This is a genomic window from Mycobacterium aquaticum, assembly GCF_002086485.1.
Classification (GTDB): domain Bacteria; phylum Actinomycetota; class Actinomycetes; order Mycobacteriales; family Mycobacteriaceae; genus Mycobacterium; species Mycobacterium aquaticum.
Window position 1 is genome coordinate 415,946 of sequence record NZ_MVHF01000001.1, and the last position, 17,000, is coordinate 432,945.

The 17,000-nt window shown below is 66.6% G+C and carries 19 protein-coding genes; 8 read left to right on the forward strand and 11 right to left on the reverse strand.

Features of this window, described 5'->3' with window-relative positions; translation table 11 throughout:
* Window positions 1–27 precede the first annotated feature (27 nt).
* The 3 genes from BST13_RS01830 to BST13_RS01840 form a co-directional block, all read right to left on the reverse strand.
* Complete coding sequence (locus tag BST13_RS01830) at window positions 28–891, reverse strand: alpha/beta fold hydrolase (RefSeq protein WP_158087084.1); 864 nt, start codon at window positions 889–891, stop codon at window positions 28–30.
* A gap of 222 nt (window positions 892–1,113) precedes the next feature.
* Window positions 1,114–2,181 (reverse strand): GlxA family transcriptional regulator, encoded by a 1,068-nt coding sequence (locus tag BST13_RS01835; RefSeq protein WP_211295982.1) that lies wholly within the window; start codon window positions 2,179–2,181, stop codon window positions 1,114–1,116.
* Window positions 2,182–2,552: 371 nt separating this feature from the next.
* Window positions 2,553–3,545: a helix-turn-helix domain-containing protein gene (locus BST13_RS01840; protein ID WP_083159980.1), complete on the reverse strand. Its 993-nt coding sequence runs from the start codon at window positions 3,543–3,545 to the stop codon at window positions 2,553–2,555.
* Between the two features lie 266 nt (window positions 3,546–3,811).
* Here BST13_RS01840 and BST13_RS01845 point away from each other — a divergent pair, with 266 nt between their 5' ends.
* A complete protein-coding gene (locus BST13_RS01845) occupies window positions 3,812–4,810 on the forward strand; it encodes an alpha/beta fold hydrolase (protein WP_158087085.1) in 999 nt (332 codons plus the stop codon).
* A complete protein-coding gene (locus BST13_RS01850) occupies window positions 4,807–5,097 on the forward strand; it encodes a putative quinol monooxygenase (RefSeq protein WP_083159984.1) in 291 nt (96 codons plus the stop codon). Before BST13_RS01845 ends, BST13_RS01850 begins: the two co-directional genes overlap by 4 nt.
* 67 nt (window positions 5,098–5,164) lie before the next feature.
* Here the strand turns inward: BST13_RS01850 and BST13_RS01855 are convergent, their stop codons facing one another.
* The 3 genes from BST13_RS01855 to BST13_RS01865 all read right to left on the reverse strand — a co-directional run bounded on the left by BST13_RS01855 (window position 5,165) and on the right by BST13_RS01865 (window position 6,989).
* Window positions 5,165–5,623 carry a cupin domain-containing protein gene (locus BST13_RS01855; protein ID WP_083159986.1) on the reverse strand — a complete coding sequence of 153 codons (459 nt, stop codon included), beginning with the start codon at window positions 5,621–5,623 and terminating at the stop codon, window positions 5,165–5,167.
* Between the two features lie 135 nt (window positions 5,624–5,758).
* On the reverse strand, window positions 5,759–6,154 hold the full coding sequence (locus tag BST13_RS01860; protein ID WP_083159988.1) for a VOC family protein: 396 nt from the start codon (window positions 6,152–6,154) through the stop codon (window positions 5,759–5,761).
* A gap of 7 nt (window positions 6,155–6,161) precedes the next feature.
* Window positions 6,162–6,989, reverse strand: coding sequence for an oxygenase MpaB family protein (locus BST13_RS01865; RefSeq protein WP_083159990.1), 828 nt, complete (start codon window positions 6,987–6,989; stop codon window positions 6,162–6,164).
* A gap of 35 nt (window positions 6,990–7,024) precedes the next feature.
* On the opposite strand from BST13_RS01865, the gene BST13_RS01870 reads away from it, so the two are divergent.
* Window positions 7,025–7,990: a cobalamin biosynthesis protein gene (locus BST13_RS01870; RefSeq protein WP_083159992.1), complete on the forward strand. Its 966-nt coding sequence runs from the start codon at window positions 7,025–7,027 to the stop codon at window positions 7,988–7,990.
* Here the strand turns inward: BST13_RS01870 and BST13_RS01875 are convergent.
* The 3 genes from BST13_RS01875 to BST13_RS01885 are packed head-to-tail and all read right to left on the reverse strand — an operon-like array spanning window position 7,944 to window position 9,932.
* Window positions 7,944–8,762, reverse strand: coding sequence for an SURF1 family cytochrome oxidase biogenesis protein (locus tag BST13_RS01875; RefSeq protein ID WP_083159994.1), 819 nt, complete (start codon window positions 8,760–8,762; stop codon window positions 7,944–7,946). The two genes, BST13_RS01870 and BST13_RS01875, sit on opposite strands and share 47 nt — an antisense overlap.
* On the reverse strand, window positions 8,762–9,292 hold the full coding sequence (locus BST13_RS01880; RefSeq protein WP_281254713.1) for a low molecular weight protein-tyrosine-phosphatase: 531 nt from the start codon (window positions 9,290–9,292) through the stop codon (window positions 8,762–8,764). Before BST13_RS01880 ends, BST13_RS01875 begins: the two co-directional genes overlap by 1 nt.
* Window positions 9,285–9,932, reverse strand: coding sequence for an HAD-IA family hydrolase (locus tag BST13_RS01885; RefSeq protein ID WP_083159998.1), 648 nt, complete (start codon window positions 9,930–9,932; stop codon window positions 9,285–9,287). Before BST13_RS01885 ends, BST13_RS01880 begins: the two co-directional genes overlap by 8 nt.
* Before the next feature lie 86 nt (window positions 9,933–10,018).
* Here BST13_RS01885 and cobC point away from each other — a divergent pair, with 86 nt between their 5' ends.
* Genes cobC through BST13_RS01905 form a run of 4 tightly spaced genes read left to right on the forward strand, consistent with a single transcriptional unit; the run spans window position 10,019 to window position 13,982 of the window.
* Entirely contained in the window at window positions 10,019–11,041 is a 1,023-nt protein-coding gene (cobC, locus tag BST13_RS01890) for an Rv2231c family histidinol phosphate aminotransferase CobC (RefSeq protein ID WP_083160000.1), read from the forward strand.
* The gene (locus BST13_RS01895) at window positions 11,038–12,177 is read left to right on the forward strand and encodes a Nif3-like dinuclear metal center hexameric protein (protein ID WP_083160002.1); all 1,140 of its coding nucleotides are present in this window, start codon (window positions 11,038–11,040) and stop codon (window positions 12,175–12,177) included. The genes cobC and BST13_RS01895 overlap by 4 nt, the downstream gene beginning before the upstream one ends.
* Window positions 12,178–12,189: 12 nt before the next feature.
* Window positions 12,190–12,918: a zinc ribbon domain-containing protein gene (locus tag BST13_RS01900; RefSeq protein ID WP_083160004.1), complete on the forward strand. Its 729-nt coding sequence runs from the start codon at window positions 12,190–12,192 to the stop codon at window positions 12,916–12,918.
* Window positions 12,915–13,982 (forward strand): bifunctional RNase H/acid phosphatase, encoded by a 1,068-nt coding sequence (locus tag BST13_RS01905; RefSeq protein ID WP_083160006.1) that lies wholly within the window; start codon window positions 12,915–12,917, stop codon window positions 13,980–13,982. Before BST13_RS01900 ends, BST13_RS01905 begins: the two co-directional genes overlap by 4 nt.
* Before the next feature lie 4 nt (window positions 13,983–13,986).
* Here the strand turns inward: BST13_RS01905 and BST13_RS01910 are convergent, their stop codons facing one another.
* On the reverse strand, window positions 13,987–14,565 hold the full coding sequence (locus BST13_RS01910) for a helix-turn-helix domain-containing protein (protein WP_083160008.1): 579 nt from the start codon (window positions 14,563–14,565) through the stop codon (window positions 13,987–13,989).
* A gap of 46 nt (window positions 14,566–14,611) precedes the next feature.
* Here BST13_RS01910 and BST13_RS40305 point away from each other — a divergent pair, with 46 nt between their 5' ends.
* Window positions 14,612–16,174 (forward strand): bifunctional NAD(P)/FAD-dependent oxidoreductase/class I SAM-dependent methyltransferase, encoded by a 1,563-nt coding sequence (locus tag BST13_RS40305; protein WP_083160010.1) that lies wholly within the window; start codon window positions 14,612–14,614, stop codon window positions 16,172–16,174.
* A gap of 22 nt (window positions 16,175–16,196) precedes the next feature.
* Here BST13_RS40305 and BST13_RS01920 read toward each other — a convergent pair whose 3' ends face one another.
* Entirely contained in the window at window positions 16,197–16,733 is a 537-nt protein-coding gene (locus tag BST13_RS01920) for a nucleoside/nucleotide kinase family protein (RefSeq protein ID WP_083160012.1), read from the reverse strand.
* Window positions 16,734–17,000 lie beyond the last annotated feature (267 nt).

Consider the following 17,000-nt stretch of genomic DNA (forward strand, 5'->3'; position numbering starts at 1 on the left):
TTGGTGCGGTGCCAGGATGGCCCCCGGTTAGCGGCCGATGTGCTCCAACAGATGCTTGGACCAGACATCGGGTGACTCGAGCGGGCTGAAATGGCCGCAGTTGTCCAGGTATTCGAGGGTGTAGTCGGCGTAGAAGTCGTCCAGCGTGTCGCTCCAGGCCTGGGGGAACAGCGGATCCTGGTCGGGCCACAGGATGGTGACCGGCTTGGAAAACCGCTCGTCACGTGCCGGTGTCGTCTCGTTGGCGTAATAGGTGATCGGGTTTCCCTCGGGGTTGCGGAACCACAGCACGCCGGCCAGGAATGCCCCTGGAGCTGAATGGTTTTCGGTGAGATGGTCCAGCAGGTCGTCGACGACGGTCGATCCTGGGGCCGACCAGTTCGCCAGATTCTCCCTCAGCGCCGCCCGCACGGCGTCGGGCTTACCGTCGATGATCTGTTCGACCAGTTCGGATTTGTAGAAAATCGCGTGGACAAATGCATTTACCGCGTCCTCTTCCAAGATCCGCCGCCCGACTCCCAAGGTGGGCGGCGCGATGACCAGCGATCGCACCAGGTCCGGTCGGATGGCTGAGATCGTCTGAGCGGTGAAGCTGCCGACGTCGTATCCGCCCAGCACGGCGTTGCTGATGCCCAGCTCTTCGAGCAGGGCTACGACGCCGCCGACCTGGCGACTGAGCGAGTATGCGGTCGGGTCCTGCAGATGCTTGTCGGACTTGCCGTAACCGCGCAGGTCGATTGCGGTTACATCAGCGTGCGGGGTGAGTTGTGGGATGACCCTGGAGTACTCCCGATGGTCACCGGGGTTGCCGTGGATCAGCACCACTGGTACGCCGTGCCCGGAACGCTCGTAATAGAGCTTGAATCCGTCATGTTCGGTTGAATAGGGCATGGAACGAGTCCTTCCTCGACAGTGCACGCATCGCCGCGCGCAGTGATGGTGCATCGCGAAAGCCCTTATATACAGGAGATCTCGGCTCTCACTGACGATCGTAAAAGCCTGCACGGTGTCGTGATCATGTGCTGGCTTGAATTGATCGCTCTCTGACTTGTTTTCTCCGGTCGTGCTGGGGTGCAGCAGATTCCGATTTGCGCGCACGGGCCAGACGGAAAGTCAGTTGTTCACGCCGCGGCGCTTGTCGCGCAGAGGCTGCTCATGGATCATCTGGAAGGCCTGCCGATACGCTTGAGGGCTGACCCCGACGATGCGGCGGAATGCGGGGCGCAGTGATACCGCCGTGGCCAGTCCGACTTGCCGCGCGATGGCGTCTACCGTCAGATCGGTGCGTTCCAAGAGATTCTGAGCGCGCAGGATCCGTTGCTGCAGAAGCCATTGCAATGGTGAAACGCCAGCCTGGACACGGAATCGCCGGTCGAAAGTCCGTCGGCTCAGGCCGGCTTCGGCGGCAAGTGCATCAACGTCCACGTGTTGTAGGTGCATGACGGCGAATTCCATTATCTTGCCCAAGTTGAGCTCGCCGGAGCGGGCGGGCACGGGGCGATCGACAAACTGGGCCTGGCTGCCGGAACGCGCGGGCGAGAGTACCAAGTGGCGGGCGATTGCCGTCGCCGCGCTCGCCCCCCAGTACCGCCGTACGACATGCAGGCATGCATCCAGGCCTGCCGCGGTCCCGGCGCTGGTGATGACGTCGCCGCCGTCGATGTAGAGCACCGACGGATCCACTCGAACGTTTGGGTACCGCGATGCGAGCGTCGACGCGTGGAACCAGTGAGCGGCGGCTCGCCGACCGTCGAGTAAGCCTGTGGCCGCGACGACGAAAGCGCCCATACATAGGCTCACGATCAGCGCACCATCATCGTGGGCCCGGCGCACCGCTGTCAGCGACGGTTGTGGCGGCTCTTCGTGCGGGTTGCGCCAACTGGGAACAACGACTATCCCGGCCCGATCGAGGGCATGCAAGCCGTGTGGTGGATCGAACCCGACGCCATCGGATGTGGCCATCGGACCAGGCTCGCCGGCCACGGGTAGAACGGTGAAGGCCGGAGCGCCAACCGGGTTCATGCCGAATACGCTCATCGGTACCGATGTTTCGAACATCGACGCCCCGTTGAACATCAACACCGCAACGGTGCGCAGGTCGCGTGCTGTGTTCGTGCGATGAGAGCCGAGGGGTTGTAAGCCAACGGTTTCCACTGCGATGGTGTTGTCGCGTCGACTCAACCGCTGTTGCTGAGCGCAGGTGGACGGTGGCTGGCGTGGTGGCCGGCGCTGCAACGTGAGATCCATCGTGCGCGCCGATCAGGTCGTGAGCGCACGCGCCGGACGTGTCGTTCGCGCCGGCATTTCAGGGTGGTGACCAGTCGTCATCTGAGTGCCTTTCGTGATCATCGAGCAATCGAAAGCTCCTGGGCTGCAGGGTCATCGACGGCTGCGCTCTCTCTCGCCAGTCCGCTCCGGGATCGCAGGGGAGATGCTCCAGGTGACCTATGTTTGCGCGCAAATTCGCACCGTTGTGTGCCAGGGCTGCACGCCTCTGTGCGTCAGCTGCACAGACCCAGAGCAAACGGATCCGCTGCAGCGAGTACCGGGATCTACTGCGGTGTTGCCAGGGAAGGATCCGGGTCAGCGCTCGCGCGCAGGTGATGGCCGCGCCAGTTGCGCGGGGACATGCCATACGCCGAGCGGAACGCACGACTGAAGCTCGACATGTCAGTGAATCCACATCGACGGGCGATGCTGGCGATGGTCACCGTGGCGTCACTTCGGCCCAGCTCGTGGCGTGCTGCTTCCAGCCGCCGGGTGCGGACGTACTCGGCGAGGCTGATGTTGGCGTCGGCGAGGATCTTGTAAAGGTGCCTGACCGAGATGAAGTGGGCAGCCGCGATGCGTTCGGCACTGAGTTCGGGATCGCGCAGGTGACGGGAGACGTAGTCCAATACGCGGATCTGCAGGGTGTTGGCGAGGGGTTCGGCCGCGCGGTCGGCGTAGCCCAATTGAGTCGTGATCACCGCGCGGAGCAACTCGATACTGGGATGCCCGACGAGGTCGCCGTTGATTGCGGTGAACAGACTCGGGTCGGCTGCCACGCGCCTCAGATAATCGAAGGTCAGGGTTGCCAACGGGTGGTCGGGGATCAGCGGTATGGCGCACGCTTTGCGGATCAGGTCGGTCGGCAAGGCAAGGGCCGAATGCGGAATCTGGAAGAACTCCCCGCCCATGCCTTCCTCGTTGAGCAGCGTGTAGGGAGCGCTCGAGTCGTACATGGCCATTGCACCCGGTTGCAACACCGCTTCGCGGTCCTGCTGCACCACCATGGCGGTGCCGGCCAGCTGCAGATTCACAAAGACTGTGGGTTCCACGCCGTCGCGCGCCAGAGCCGGCGTCCTGACTACTCGGTTTGCAGTTGTCTCACCCACGCACACGGTCAAGTCACCCAGCGGCGCGATCAACCCATGAGCAGTCGCGCCTGGACCATCTTCGACCCAGTGCCATTCGACCGACACCATGGCTGCACCCATCGCCCAGTGCATGTAATCGGAGCGTTCCACCGGATCGACAGGGTCGGTATCAAGGACGATGGCCATAGGAACACTTCCTTTCACCTAGGTTGTGATTACTGCACGTGATGGCCATTTTAAGACCGGTCCCGGGCGCCGCGAAGTCCTCAAATGCGGTCCACGTGCGTAGGGGTGATGGCCGAGAAGGCTTTGCTCGACCGCAACAGCGGAAGCCGGTTGGTAGTGACCGGGAGCCGATGACGCTCAGAAGTACTGGAGTTCAGCGCTTTCGGAATGTCTGGACTAGGAATCAGTCAACCACCGATCGATTCCAGCCACGCGCAATTAGCCCAGTGGCAACGCTCCTACCATCCCCCTTGAGAAGGCCAGAAGGCCTCCCTCACAGCCATTTACTGTCGGGAGGGAAAGAATTGCCGACGTTCAATCACAACATGTTCGACCACGCCGACGTCCGGATCCACTACGTGACTGTGGGTACCCCGCCGAGTGCCGGAGGTCAGGATCGCACGCTGGTGCTGCTGCATGGCTGGCCTCAGACGTGGTGGGAATGGCGTCACGTGATGGAGCCACTGCATGCTGACGGCTGGTTCGTCGTCGCACCCGACTACCGCGGCGCCGGTGGCTCTTCCAAGCCCGACAGCGGCTACGACAAACACACCATGGCCGGCGACATCAAAGCCCTGCTCGACCGCCTCGGCGTAAAGAAACCGATCACGCTGGTCGCTCACGACCTCGGTCTCATGGTCGGGTACGCCTTCGCCGCCCTGTACCCGGCTGGTGTGGAGCGTCTCGTACTGATGGAGGCTCCGATTCCCGGCACCGAGGCCTACCAGAGCGTGGCAACAACCGATTACAGCGCGAACAAGCTGTGGCATTTCCACATGCACGGTGCGGCGGACAACGTCGCCGAGACTCCCATCGCGGGTAGCGAATTCCCTTACCTTCGTTCGTTTTATCAGCGATTGAGCGCGAATCCCGATGCGATCTCCATCTTGGATGCACAGCGCTACGTCGCCGACTACACGGCACCGGGAGCGATGCGTGCCGGCCTTGAATTGTTTCGCGCCTTCGAGCGGGACGCGATCGACAATCGGCGCATGCTGAGTGAGAAGGGCAAGCTCACGATGCCCGTGCTGGGCCTGGGCGGGACGGCGAGCTTCTTCTTGCCGATCGCTGAATCCATGTTGTCCGAGGTCGCCGAGAACGTCACCGTCCGGTCGATCGAAGATTCTGGGCATTGGGTCGCGGAGGAACAACCCGAGGGATTCCTACTGCGCCTGCGTGCATTCATCGCAGAGACCGGCGGCGATACGAAAGGAGCCGCGGCGTGATCATCCTGAATGTGTTCTTCGACGTGGTGCAACAGCATGAGGCCGAGTTCTTGAAGCTGTTGAACCAGATGGTGATCGAGTCGAACAAAGAAGAAGGTTGCAGTCTGTATCAGCTGTGGCGAAACGCCCACGATCCGTACAGCTATGTGCTCGTCGAACACTGGGCATCTCAGGAGAGCCTGACGGCTCATGGCAAGACACCGCACTGGATCAATTTCAACGACACCGTCAACGCATACCTGAAGTCCGACTACGACGAGCACCATTACAGCGAGATTCCGCGCTGAGTCGACACGCGAGAACAGGGGCACCCGGCGCGGGTGCCCCTGTTCGGTTGGTCGGTGTCAGCGCGAACTAGAGCGCGTACAACGCAGGCAGATTGACGACGATCGCTTCCTGGCTACTGCGGGCGATCACCAACTCCGCAGCTGTCTGCGGGTCGGGATTCTCTTCGCGGTGCGGCAGGTGTGGCGGGACGAAGACGTAGTCGCCGGGATCAGTACGGACCCGGACCTCGCCGTCGCCATCGAAGAACACGAATTCTGGGTGTCCGCTGCGGACGTAGATCATGGTCTCGGAATCGCCGTGGTGATGGTTGGCCGAGACACTGCCCGGCGACGCCACCGTCTCTCCCATCCACAGTTTCTCGCTGCCCACCGAGGCCCCGCTGAGCGCGGCGAAGCGTTGCATGCCATCGGTTTGCGCGGTGGTTGGGTCGAGTTCCGTTGATTTGATGTGGCGCACCCGATTTCGGGGTGCGTGCTGTGTGGCATCGTGGGGGAAATCGGGATGAAAACCGTCGGGACCGGCCATGCACTCACCGTAGACCCCCTTGGCGTTTCGGAGCCGCCGCGCCGAGGACGAATTCAGGACAACAAGCGATCGATTCAAGTCAGCGCGCAGCCGCGAGGTGGCTGAGCCCGCTGTACCCGAGAAGGTCCTGCGCGCCTACCCAGCCGGCGCGAAAAACTCCAGTGCGACGCCGTCGGGGTCGCGGAAACTCAGGCCTGAGCCATACGGTGCGTCGACGATGCCGCCGTGTTCGATACCCAATTCGTTGAGTTTGGTCACCCAGCCCTCGAGATCGGACCGCGAGGCGCAACCGAAGCCGACGTGGTCGAGCCCGACCTCGAACTCGCTGAATTGCTCGTCGCTGGCCGGTTGGTCGTGTTGGTGGATGCCGAAGAGGGTGCCGCCCTCGAGCAGCCACACGAGGTGGTGGAAACCGGCGTCGGTGCGCTCGTCGAGCACCGGGTCGGCTCCGATCAGGGCGCGATACCAGGGCCCGCTGACGGCGAGGTCACGCACGGTCACAGCGACGTGGTTGAGAGCAGGGAATGCCATGCCAGCGTCATACCACACGGCGGCCCCGGCGGGCCCGTGAACGCATGTCCCACAGGTAGAGCCGGTACCCGAAAATCCACAGATCGCGCGGGATGACCCGATCGGCGACCCGCAGCCCGGTCAGCAGCAGGTCGAATCGCCGCTGCTGCTCGGCCGTCCACGTCAGCTGCATGTGGTCGCGGAATGCCTGCGGAAGGAATCCGGTGGTGGCGAACAGGTTGAAGCGGCCCGCCAGCAATCGCAGCGGCGCGGGCAGGAACGCCATCGCGGCCACCCCGTGCAGGTGCTCCCGCACTGGCGGGTCGATGTGCAGACCGTCCAACGATTGTTTCCAGTACTCGTCGAACGCCTGCCGGTCGGCGGGCCACATGCCGTCGCGGACCTGCAGGGTGGTGCCGAGCGCGCGGGCGTCGGCGTAGATCGCGTCGGCCGACGCGTCATCGAGCGGCCCGTAGAGGAACTCGTGCATGTCGACGTAGTACCGGTACAGGCAGGCCGCCACCCACAATTGCAGCTTGGGATCGAAAGCGTTGTAGGACACCGGACTTGAGGCTTGCGAGCGCACCAGCGCATGCACCTTGTCGACCTCGGCGCGGATCAGCGCGCGGTCGGAGTCGGTGCCGAGGGTGGCCGCGGCCAGGTAGGTGCCCGTGGTGCGGGCCCGCTTGAACGGATGCTTGTACACGTTGCCGCTGTCCACGGGGCTCTCCAATACGCCGTACCCGACTCCCGGCGAGGACAGCTGCATGACGACGTTGGCCGCGGGTAGCAGCACCGCGGCGGGGTTGAGCAGATCGACCACCCTGCGCGGCCGCCGCGGGGGACCCAGCCTCATGAAATCGAGTAGACCACTTGTGAGACGCTGCCGACGTGTTTGTTGCGACGTGTCACGGCCGGGCTGCCGGTATCGCCGCCGGGTACTTCGCCGATCTGCTGCTGGGTGATCCGCGGCGTGGCCACCCGGTTGCCGGTTTCGGATCCGTCGCGGCGCGGTTGGAGCGACTGACCTACGCAGACAGTCGTTGGGCGGGGCTGCGGCATACCGGGTTGCTGCTGGGCGGCCTGTCGCTGCTGGGCGTGCTGGCAGGGCGGCGCGGCCGGGTGTGGGTGACGGCCGCCGCGACGTTCACCGCTCTGGGCGGCACGTCGCTGAACCGCGTGGGCGGGCAGATGTCCGATCTGCTTTCCACCGGTGACATCGACGGCGCTCGCCGGCTACTGCCGTCGCTGTGCGGGCGGGATCCGGCAGCGCTGGACGCGGCGGGCATAGCTCGGGCGACGGTGGAATCGTTGGCGGAGAACACCTCCGACGCGCAGGTGGCGCCGATGTTCTGGGCTGCCGTGGGCGGAGTGCCCGGTGTGCTGGTGTACCGCGGCGCCAACACGCTCGACGCGATGATCGGGCACCGGTCGCCGCGCTACGAGCGGTTCGGTTGGGCAGCAGCACGATTCGACGATCTGCTCAATTATGTTCCGGCCCGGTTGACGGGGTTTTTGGTGGCGGCGTGCGCCCCGGTGGTGGGCGGCTCTGCGGCGGCTGCGCTGCGCGCCTGGCGTGAGGACGCCGCGCGTCATCCCAGCCCCAACGCGGGGGTCGCGGAGGCCTCGTTCGCCGGGGCGCTGGGGGTGCGTCTCGGCGGTCCGACGCAGTACGCCCATCGGTTGGAGATCCGGCCTACGCTGGGCGACGGGCGGATTCCCGAGGTCGCCGATCTGGACCGGGCGGTGCGGCTCTCGCGGGCCGTGCAGGCCGGTTCCGCGTTGGTGGCAGTCGCGTTGTCGGTGGCGCTCAGCGCCGCTTGCCGTACCGGTCGGCGAGCTTCTCCTCGGTGGTGAGCGGAGCGGCCGGGGTCGCCGGACGGGACGCGCGTTCGGCGCGCCGCTGCTTGATCTCCGCAAAGACGAAGTACCCCAACCCGATCGGGGCGATGATGCCGAATGCGATCCACTGGATGCCGTACGACAGGAATGGTCCGGCGTCGAGGTGGGGGAGCGGAATGACGCCGAGCCCACCGGGCTGATCCTCGACCAGTTGCAGATACGAGCCGGCCAGCGGTACGCCGGTCAGGGCGGCTATCTGCGAGGTGCTGATCGAGTAGACCTGCTCGGCGCCGTCGGCGCGGAACGGCTCCTTGCCGCTGACCACCGCTTCGGAATCGCGCAGCCGGGCGGTGATGGTCACCTGATTGCGGGGGGCGTCGGGGATCGGCGGTACCGAGGTGCCCTGCTGAGGTCGGACATAGCCGCGGTTGACGAGCAGGATGGGACCGCCGTCGACGGCGAAGGGCGTCAGGACCTCATAGGCCGGCTCCCCGTCGACGACGCGGAGCCGAGCCAGGACCTGAGCCTCGGGCCGATAGTGTCCGGTCGCGGTGACCCGCTGCCACTGTTGGTCGGGGGCGCTCGAATCCTGGTGCGGCAGAATGCCTGTCACTGGCACCGGCTCGGCTTTCAGCGAGGACGCGATCTGGTTGTTCTCCCTCGAGGTCCTGGTGTTCTTGCCGAGCTGCCACGGCGCGAGCACGGTGAAACACAGGTAGGCGAACGCCATCACCACGACGAACAGCGCCAGCCACTGTGGCCGCAGCAGGAACCCCAGTCTGCGCATCAGCGCGGGCTTTCTCGCTCGGCCAGGGCGGCGTCGACCCAGTCGTGCAGTCCCGGCAGCGCTGCCTCGATCACGGCCAAGACTTCTTCGAAGTCGGCCTGGGAACCGTAGTAGGGATCCTCGACGTCGGGCGTGTGGGCCGCCGAACGTGGGTCGAACGACCGCAGCATCCGCAGCCGGTGGGCGTCGACGCCGTGCTCGGTGAGGATGCGGGCATGGTTGCGGCCCAGCGCGACGACCAGGTCGGCGCCCAGGTGATCGGCGTTCATCTGGGCGGCGCGGTGATCGGTCGGGTAGCCATGGGCGCGCAGCACCCGGCAGGCGCGGTGGTCCGCGCCGTCGCCGGCGTGCCAGCTGCCGGTGCCGGCGCTGCTCACGCGGACCCGGTCGGCCAGGCCGCGTTGGCTGATCTGGTGGGCGAACATCTTCTCGGCCATCGGCGACCGGCAGATGTTGCCCGAGCACACGAACGTGACATGCAGGCTGTGCCGATTCCCCGGTCGCTGCGCTCCTGCCCGCCGCTCAGACACCGAGCACCTCGCGCAGCGACTCGACGGTCTCGACATGGGCGTGCGCGGTCAACGCGGCGGGGCCGGTGAAGTCATTGCGCCCGTAACCCCAGGCCACCACCACGGTGTCGATGCCGTGTTCAGCGGCGCCCTCGACATCGTGGGCGCGGTCGCCGACCATGAGCACGCGTTGCGGCAGCGGCTGCAGTTGAGCCAGGGCGTGGGCCACCACGTCGGCCTTGGCCGCCCGGGTGCCGTCCGGGCTGGCCCCGGCGATCACCTCGAAGTACCCGTCGAGACCGAAGTGCTCGAGGATGTGCCGCGCGGTCGGCTCGGCCTTCGAGGTGGCCACAGCCAACCGGATCCCGGCCTTCCGCAGATCGGCGAGCAGCGGCTCGATGCCGTCGAACAGCCGGTTCATCGCCCAACCACGGCTCGTGTAGTCGGCGCGGTAGGCGGCGATCGCGGCGTCGGCGTCGGCACCGAGACCCATCCCGCCCAGCGTGTAGTGCATGGGCGCCCCGACCACGAGGCTGGCGAGGTCCCCTTCGGGGACCGGGGCACCGACCTGGGCCAGCGCGTGGCGGAAGCTGGACACGACTCCGTCGGCAGAATCGGTCAGGGTGCCGTCGAGATCGAACAGCACCAGCTCTGGGCGCATAGCGGCCGACGTGTCAGTTACAGGACCAGTCACAGACCCATTCTCCCCGATGCCCGAGAGGGGTCCCCGCCCACTACTGTCGTGCTGTGGCAAGTCCAACCCGCGCGGCCGCCCGCTACCACGGTGACCAGGCCGCATTACCCGGGCAGCTGGACTTCGCGGTCAACGTACGCGCCGGGGCGCCACCGGACTGGCTGACCGCGCGGCTGGCTGCCCGGCTGGCCGATCTGGGCCGCTATCCCAGCTCCGCCGACGAACGGCGTGCGGTCTGCGCGGTCGCCGCACGGCACGGCCGTCGTGAATCCGACGTTGCGCTGCTCGCGGGCGGTGCCGAGGGTTTTGCGCTGCTGGCCGACCTGCGGCCGCGGCTGGCCGCCCTGATCGCGCCGTCGTTCACCGAACCAGAGGCGGTCCTGACTGCAGCCGGGGTTCCTGTGCACCACGTGGTGCTGGAACCACCCTTCGGGCTTTGCGATGCCGCCGTGCCGGACGACGCCGATCTCGTGGTGGTCGGTAATCCGACCAATCCGACCGGGGTGCTGCACTCCCGTGCGGACATCCTCGCGCTGCGGCGACCCGGGCGCCTGGTGGTGGTCGACGAGGCATTCGCCGATGCGGTCCCCGGCGAACCCGAGTCGCTGGCCGGTCATGCACTGCCCGATGTGCTCGTGCTGCGGAGCTTGACCAAGACGTGGGCGCTGGCCGGCTTGCGCGTCGGGTACGCGCTCGGTGCTCCCGAGGTGCTTGCGCGCCTCACCGCCCGCCGGGCCCACTGGCCGCTGGGCACGCTGCAACTGGAGGCGATCGCCGCCACCAGCACGCCTGCTGCGGTCGCCGAGGCCGAGGCGGGGGCCCGTAGGCTGGCGGCGCTGCGCACTGCGATGGCTGCCGCGCTGCGTGCTCTCGGCCTCGACGTGGTGGCCGGGACGGCACCGTTTGTCCTGTTCGGTGTCCCGGATGCGGAGCTGATGCGAAAACATCTGGAAAGCAAGGGTATTGCGGTGCGACGCTGCGATACGTTCGTGGGTCTGCCGGGAAATTACCTGCGGGCCGCGGTGCGGGCGGAGTGGCCGGTATTGGTGGACGCGGTGACGGAGGTGTTGAGGTGAGCGCGCGGGTGGCCGGCGTCAGGCTGGCTGACGTCATCGCGGTGCTGGATGCCGCATATCCGCCGGGTCTTGCGCAGGACTGGGATTCTGTGGGCTTGGTGTGCGGGGATCCCGACGAGACCGTCGAATCGGTGACCATCGCGGTCGACGCCACGGCCGCCGTCGTGTCCGAGGTGCCCGAGCGTGGGCTGCTGCTCGCCCATCATCCGCTGCTGCTGCGCGGAGTCGACACCGTCGCGGCCAGCACCGCCAAAGGGGCGCTGCTGCACCAGATGATCCGCACCGGCCGGGCCCTGTTCACCGCGCACACCAACGCTGACTCGGCGGCACCGGGCGTATCCGACGCGCTCGCCGAGGCGCTCGGTCTGCAGGTGGAGAGTGTGCTTGAGCCTGTGGCCGCCGGACCGAACCTGGACAAGTGGGTGGTGTTCGTCCCGGCAGCCGATGCCGCCGCGGTGCGCGCCGCCCTGTTCGCGGCAGGTGCCGGACGCATCGGCGACTATTCGCAGTGCAGCTGGAGCGTGGCCGGTACCGGGCAGTTCCTGCCGCATGACGGCGCCACCCCGGCGATCGGTGAGGTCGGCACCGTCGAGCAGCTGGCCGAGGACCGGGTGGAGGTGATCGCGCCGGCACGGCTGCGGGCTGCCATCCTGGCCGCGATGCGGGCGGCGCACCCGTACGAGGAGCCGGCCTTCGATATCATCGCGTTGGCACCGATTCCCGGTAATCTCGGGCTTGGGCGGATCGGCACCCTGGCTCGCCCGGAGCCTTTGTCCGCGTTCGTATCTCGAGTGTGCGAGGCCCTGCCCGCCACCTCGTGGGGTGTGCGCGCGTCAGGCGATCCAGCCATGGCGGTGTCGCGGGTGGCGGTGTGTGGGGGAGCCGGGGATTCCCTGCTCCGCGCGGTCGACGCCGCAGGGGTCGACGCGTATGTCACGGCAGACCTGCGTCATCACCCCGCAGACGAGCATCGCCGCGCCTCGGAGGTGGCACTGGTCGATGTGGCGCACTGGGCTAGCGAGTTCCCATGGTGTGCGCAGGCGGCCGGGGTGCTGCGCGAGCGTTTCGGTGACACGTTGCCGGTCCGGGTCAGCGCGGTGCGCACCGATCCGTGGAATGTCGAGAGTCGAGCGTAGGGAGTCGAGAATATGAAAGCTGCAGTGTCCCAGCAACGTTCGCTTCTGGAGCTGACCGAGGTGGATGCCGAGCTCGGGCGGCTGGCCCACCGTGCCAAACATCTGGCCGAGCAGACACGGCTCGCGGAGGTACAGGCCGAGCACGGTGCCGCCAACGACCGGCTGGCCGCACTTGGTATCGCGCTTGAGGACCTTGGCACGCAGGTGGCCAAGTTCGAGACCGAGATCGACTCGGTACGTCAGCGTGAAGACCGCGACCGCGCGCTGCTCGACGGCGGCTCAGTTGCGGCTAAGCAGGTCAGCGAGATTCAGCATGAACTGGAGACCTTGCAGCGGCGCCAGGCCAGCCTGGAGGAATCCCTGCTGGAGGTCATGGAACGTCGCGAAGAGCTGGAGTCGCAGCAGTCCGACCAGTTGGCCCGTATCGATGAACTGCAGATCAGGCTCTCGGAGGCGCAGCGGGAACGCGACGGCGCCCTGGTGGAGCTCGATCAGACCCGTGAGGTGTGCCAGACCCGGCGCACGGCACTGATCGAGGTGATCGACGCCGATCTCGTCGAACTCTATGAGAAGCAGCGGGCTCGCGGCGGCGCCGGCGCCGGGTTGTTGCAGGGCAGGCGATGCGGAGCGTGCCGGATCGAGATCGACCGGGGCGAGATCGCCCGCATCACCGCGGCGGCCGATGATGAGGTGCTGCGCTGCCCGGAGTGTGGTGCGATCCTGTTGCGGGTCAAGCCGTGAAGGTGCTCGTCGAAGCCGACGGCGGATCGCGGGGCAATCCCGGACCGGCCGGTTATGGCGCGGTGGTGTACACCGCCGACCATGTGTCGGTGCTCGCCGAGCGCAACGAGTTCATCGGTATCTCCACCAACAACGTCGCGGAGTACCGCGGTCTGATCGCGGGGTTGGAGGCCGCCGCAGCCGTGGGTGCCGACGAGGTCGCGGTGTCGATGGACTCCAAATTGGTGGTCGAGCAGATGTCGGGCCGGTGGCGGGTCAAGCATCCGGATCTGGTTGTGCTGCAACAGGAAGCAGCCGCGCTGGCAGCGAGGTTCGGCCGGGTCGCCTACACCTGGATTCCGCGGGAACAGAACGCGCATGCCGACCGACTGGCGAATGAGGCCATGGACGCCGGTACCGGTAAGCCGGTTGTCGCGGAGAAGCCCGCCGCCCCGGGCTGGACCGGCGCCACCGGAGCGCCGACGCGGATGCTGTTGCTGCGGCACGGGCAGACCGAATTGTCCATCGAGCGAAGGTATTCCGGCCGGGGCAATCCGGCCCTCACCGAGTTCGGCCGCGGACAGGCCGACGCGGCGGCCCGTTATCTCGCGTCGATCGGCGGGATTTCGGCCGTGGTGGCTTCTCCGCTGCAGCGCGCCTACGACACCGCGGCGATCGCCGCCAAGGCGCTCGGACTCGACGTCGTCGTCGATGATGACCTGACGGAGACGGATTTCGGCGCCTGGGAGGGGCTGACATTCGCTGAAGCGGCGCAACGGGATCCGGAAGTGCACCGGCGGTGGCTGCGCGACACCAGTGTCGAGCCGCCTGGCGGGGAGAGTTTCGATGCGGTCGCCGATCGGGTACGCCGCGCGCGCGACAGGATCATCGCCGAGCATGGTGAGTCCACGGTGCTGGTGGTGTCGCACGTGACGCCGATCAAGACGTTGCTGCGGCTGGCGCTCGACGCTGGTGAGGGCATCCTGTACCGGCTGCACCTCGATCTGGCTTCACTGTCGATCGCCGAGTTCTACGGTGACGGCGCGTCGTCGGTGCGTTTGGTGAACCAGACCGCCTACCTGTAGCGCGTCAGGCGTGCAGGTGTAGCTGCTCGCCGTGGGGACCGAAGATGGTGATGGCCTCGACCGGGCCGTCGACGACGCCGAACCAATGCGGCGTCCAGGTGGAAAACTCGACTGCCTCACCGGGTTTGACGGTGAAGTCCTGGTCGCCCAGGATGAGCCGCAGGTGCCCGGACAGCACATACATCCAGTCGCGGCCCTCGTGTACCGGAAACTCGGCGGGTGGCTTGCGGCGCCGGGCGCTGATCCGGATCTTGTAGGCGTGCAGTCCACCGGCTGGACCGTGCCGGGTCAGCGGCCAGTAGGTGATGTCGTGGTGGGTGTGCGAGCTGCCTTTGACGCGTGGGTCTTCCGTCTCGGGTGCGCGCAACAGCTCATCGGTGGTGACCGACAGTGCCGTCGCCAACCGGGGGAGATGGTCCAGGGCCAACCGGCGTTTGCCGGATTCCAACCGGCTCAGCGTCGATACGTCGATCTGAGCCCGGGTGGCGACATCCTCCAGCGTCAGCCCCCGCTCCCGGCGCAGCTCACGTAGCCGGCGCCGGACCAGCGCGTCGACGTCATCTTCGGCAGGATTTGCCTGCATGGCAAATCAGCTTGGCAGATCTCTCGCGGTTGGGCAAGCTCTGGGTATGGACGACTCATGGGATTGCGTGATTGTCGGCGGTGGTGCTGCGGGGCTGAGTGCCGCGCTGGTACTGGGCCGGGCCCGCAGACGCACGCTGTTGGTCGATGCTGGGGCGCAATGCAATTCATCTGCACACGGGATCGGGGGCCTGCTCGGCCACGATGGGCGGCCACCCGCAGAGCTATACGGCATGGGCCGCGCCGAGCTCGCGTCGTACCCGACGGTCGAGCTGCGGACCGGTGAAGTTGTCCGCGGAGAGCCGGGTTTTGTCCTCGAGCTGGCAGACGGAAGCCAGGAGCGGGCCAGAACGGTGCTGCTGGCAACGGGAATGGAATACCGGCCGCCGAAGCTCGCTGGGCTCGAACAACTCTGGGGCAACTCGGTTTTCCACTGCCCGTTCTGCCACGGCTGGGAGGTGCGTGACCAACCGCTGGCGGTGATCGCACAGGGCGATCGCGCCGTGCATTCGGCCCTGTTGCTGCGCGGCTGGACCGACGATCTCGTAGTTCTCACCGACGGCCCCAGTGGGCTGAATGAGGCCCAGGTCAAGCAACTCGACGCGGCCGGCGTGAGGGTCGACGAGCGCGCGATCGCCCGGCTGGTCGCCGACGGCGACGCGCTGGCGGCCGTGGAGTTCGCCGACGGAAGCAGATTGGCCCGCCGCGGAGCGCTGGTCGCCAGCACATTGCACCAGCGTTCGCCGCTGGCTGCGCAGCTCGGAGCTGTTTCGGCACCAGGACCGGTGGCGGCCGATGCACTCGTGGTCGACGGGTTCTGCCGCACCTCGGTGCCGGGCCTCTTCGCCGCCGGAGATCTGAGTGCCCAGATGCCGCAGGTGGCTGCGGCGGTGGCGTCGGGCGGCCAGGCCGGCGCGGCCGTCACGCAGTCCCTGCTCGGCGAGGATGTCGGGTTGCCGGTACCGCCGTGGCCAACCCGCACGGCCGTCACCGCACAGTACTGGGAGCGGCACTACGGGCAGCGCGGGCGCATTTGGAGCGGACGGGTCAACGCTCAATTGGAGCGGGTCGCCGCGGATTTGCCTGCGGGGCGGGCCCTGGATCTGGGCTGCGGTGAGGGCGGTGATGCGGTCTGGTTGGCCGAGCATGGCTGGCAGGTCACGGCCGCTGACGTTTCGGAGACCGCGCTGCAGCGTGCCGCCGCGGAGGCGGCAACGCGCGGTGTGTCGGACCGCATCGTGTTTGAACGCCACGACTTCTCCGAGAGCCTGCCCGATGGCGACTTCGACCTGGTATCCGCGCAGTTCCTGCAATCGCCGATCGCCATGGACCGAACCCGCTTCCTGCGTCGCGCGGCCGATGCGGTGACGCCGGGCGGCCTACTGGTGGTCGTCGATCACGGAGCGGCACCGCCGTGGGCACCCGAACATGTCAGAAATTTCGAGTTCCCCAGCGCTGAAGAGGTTTTCGCGGCACTGGAGCTTCCCGAGGGGCAATGGGAGCGGATCCAGGTCGGGCTTGAGCAACGCGACGCCACCGGGCCCGATGGTCAGCGCGGCACGCTGATCGACAACGTGATCGTGCTGCGGAGGCGAGCTGGCGCTGATTGAGTTCCTAAGGGGGCCAAGCGGTCTACGGCATCGGTGCAGCAGATTTCTGCCACCCCGTGAGATTGATGATTTCTCTGGCGATGTCGGCTACGGTGCGGTCGTCGGTGGGGATGCGGTGAGCCGAGGCGGCAGCGCTGGTTTGCAGGCGGGTACCCATGTCGACGCTGGATGCGAGGTGGCGAGCGAGGGCGGAGCCGATCTCGCGTTGGCTGAGGCGCTCTCGCGCTGTGGCGTCGGTGCAGGTGAGCAGGATTGCGGTGACGTTCGGGTTGGTGCCGATGGCGGTGGTGAGACGTGCGATCTCTTTGGGCAGCACGCTGGCGGTGTTGGTGTAGATCATGCGGTGATAGCCCAGTTCCCGGTAGTTCGCCCAAATGGCTGCGAGGTTGCGCTCGGCCAGGTTGTGCTGCGATGGCGCGGGGTGGGCCATATCAAGGAAGTCGCCGTCGATGAGGCAGTGCGGGACATCGGTTGCGCTGAGCTGGGCGTGCATCTCGAAACCGACGCTGGTCTTACCGGTCCCGGACCGGCCGCCGATGAACACGACGTCGCTGCTCATGGTGCGCAGTATCGCCTGGCGTTGGTCGCGTTGGCGACGGGTTTTCTCGCAGAAGACTCACCGCAGGTGCTGGTGTGGTGGTAACGGGTTGGCCACGGTCGCGGTTATCCACAACTTGCGACCCTGCCAAGAAGTTTGAGTCAGTGGGTGCGCGTAGTATCGCTCATATGTTCGATATCGCGGTGTTGGCGCAGGTCAGCGAGGACGCTGACGAGGCTGCACTGCATCGGCGGATCGAGGAATTGGAGCGGGTGAAGTCCGCGGCGG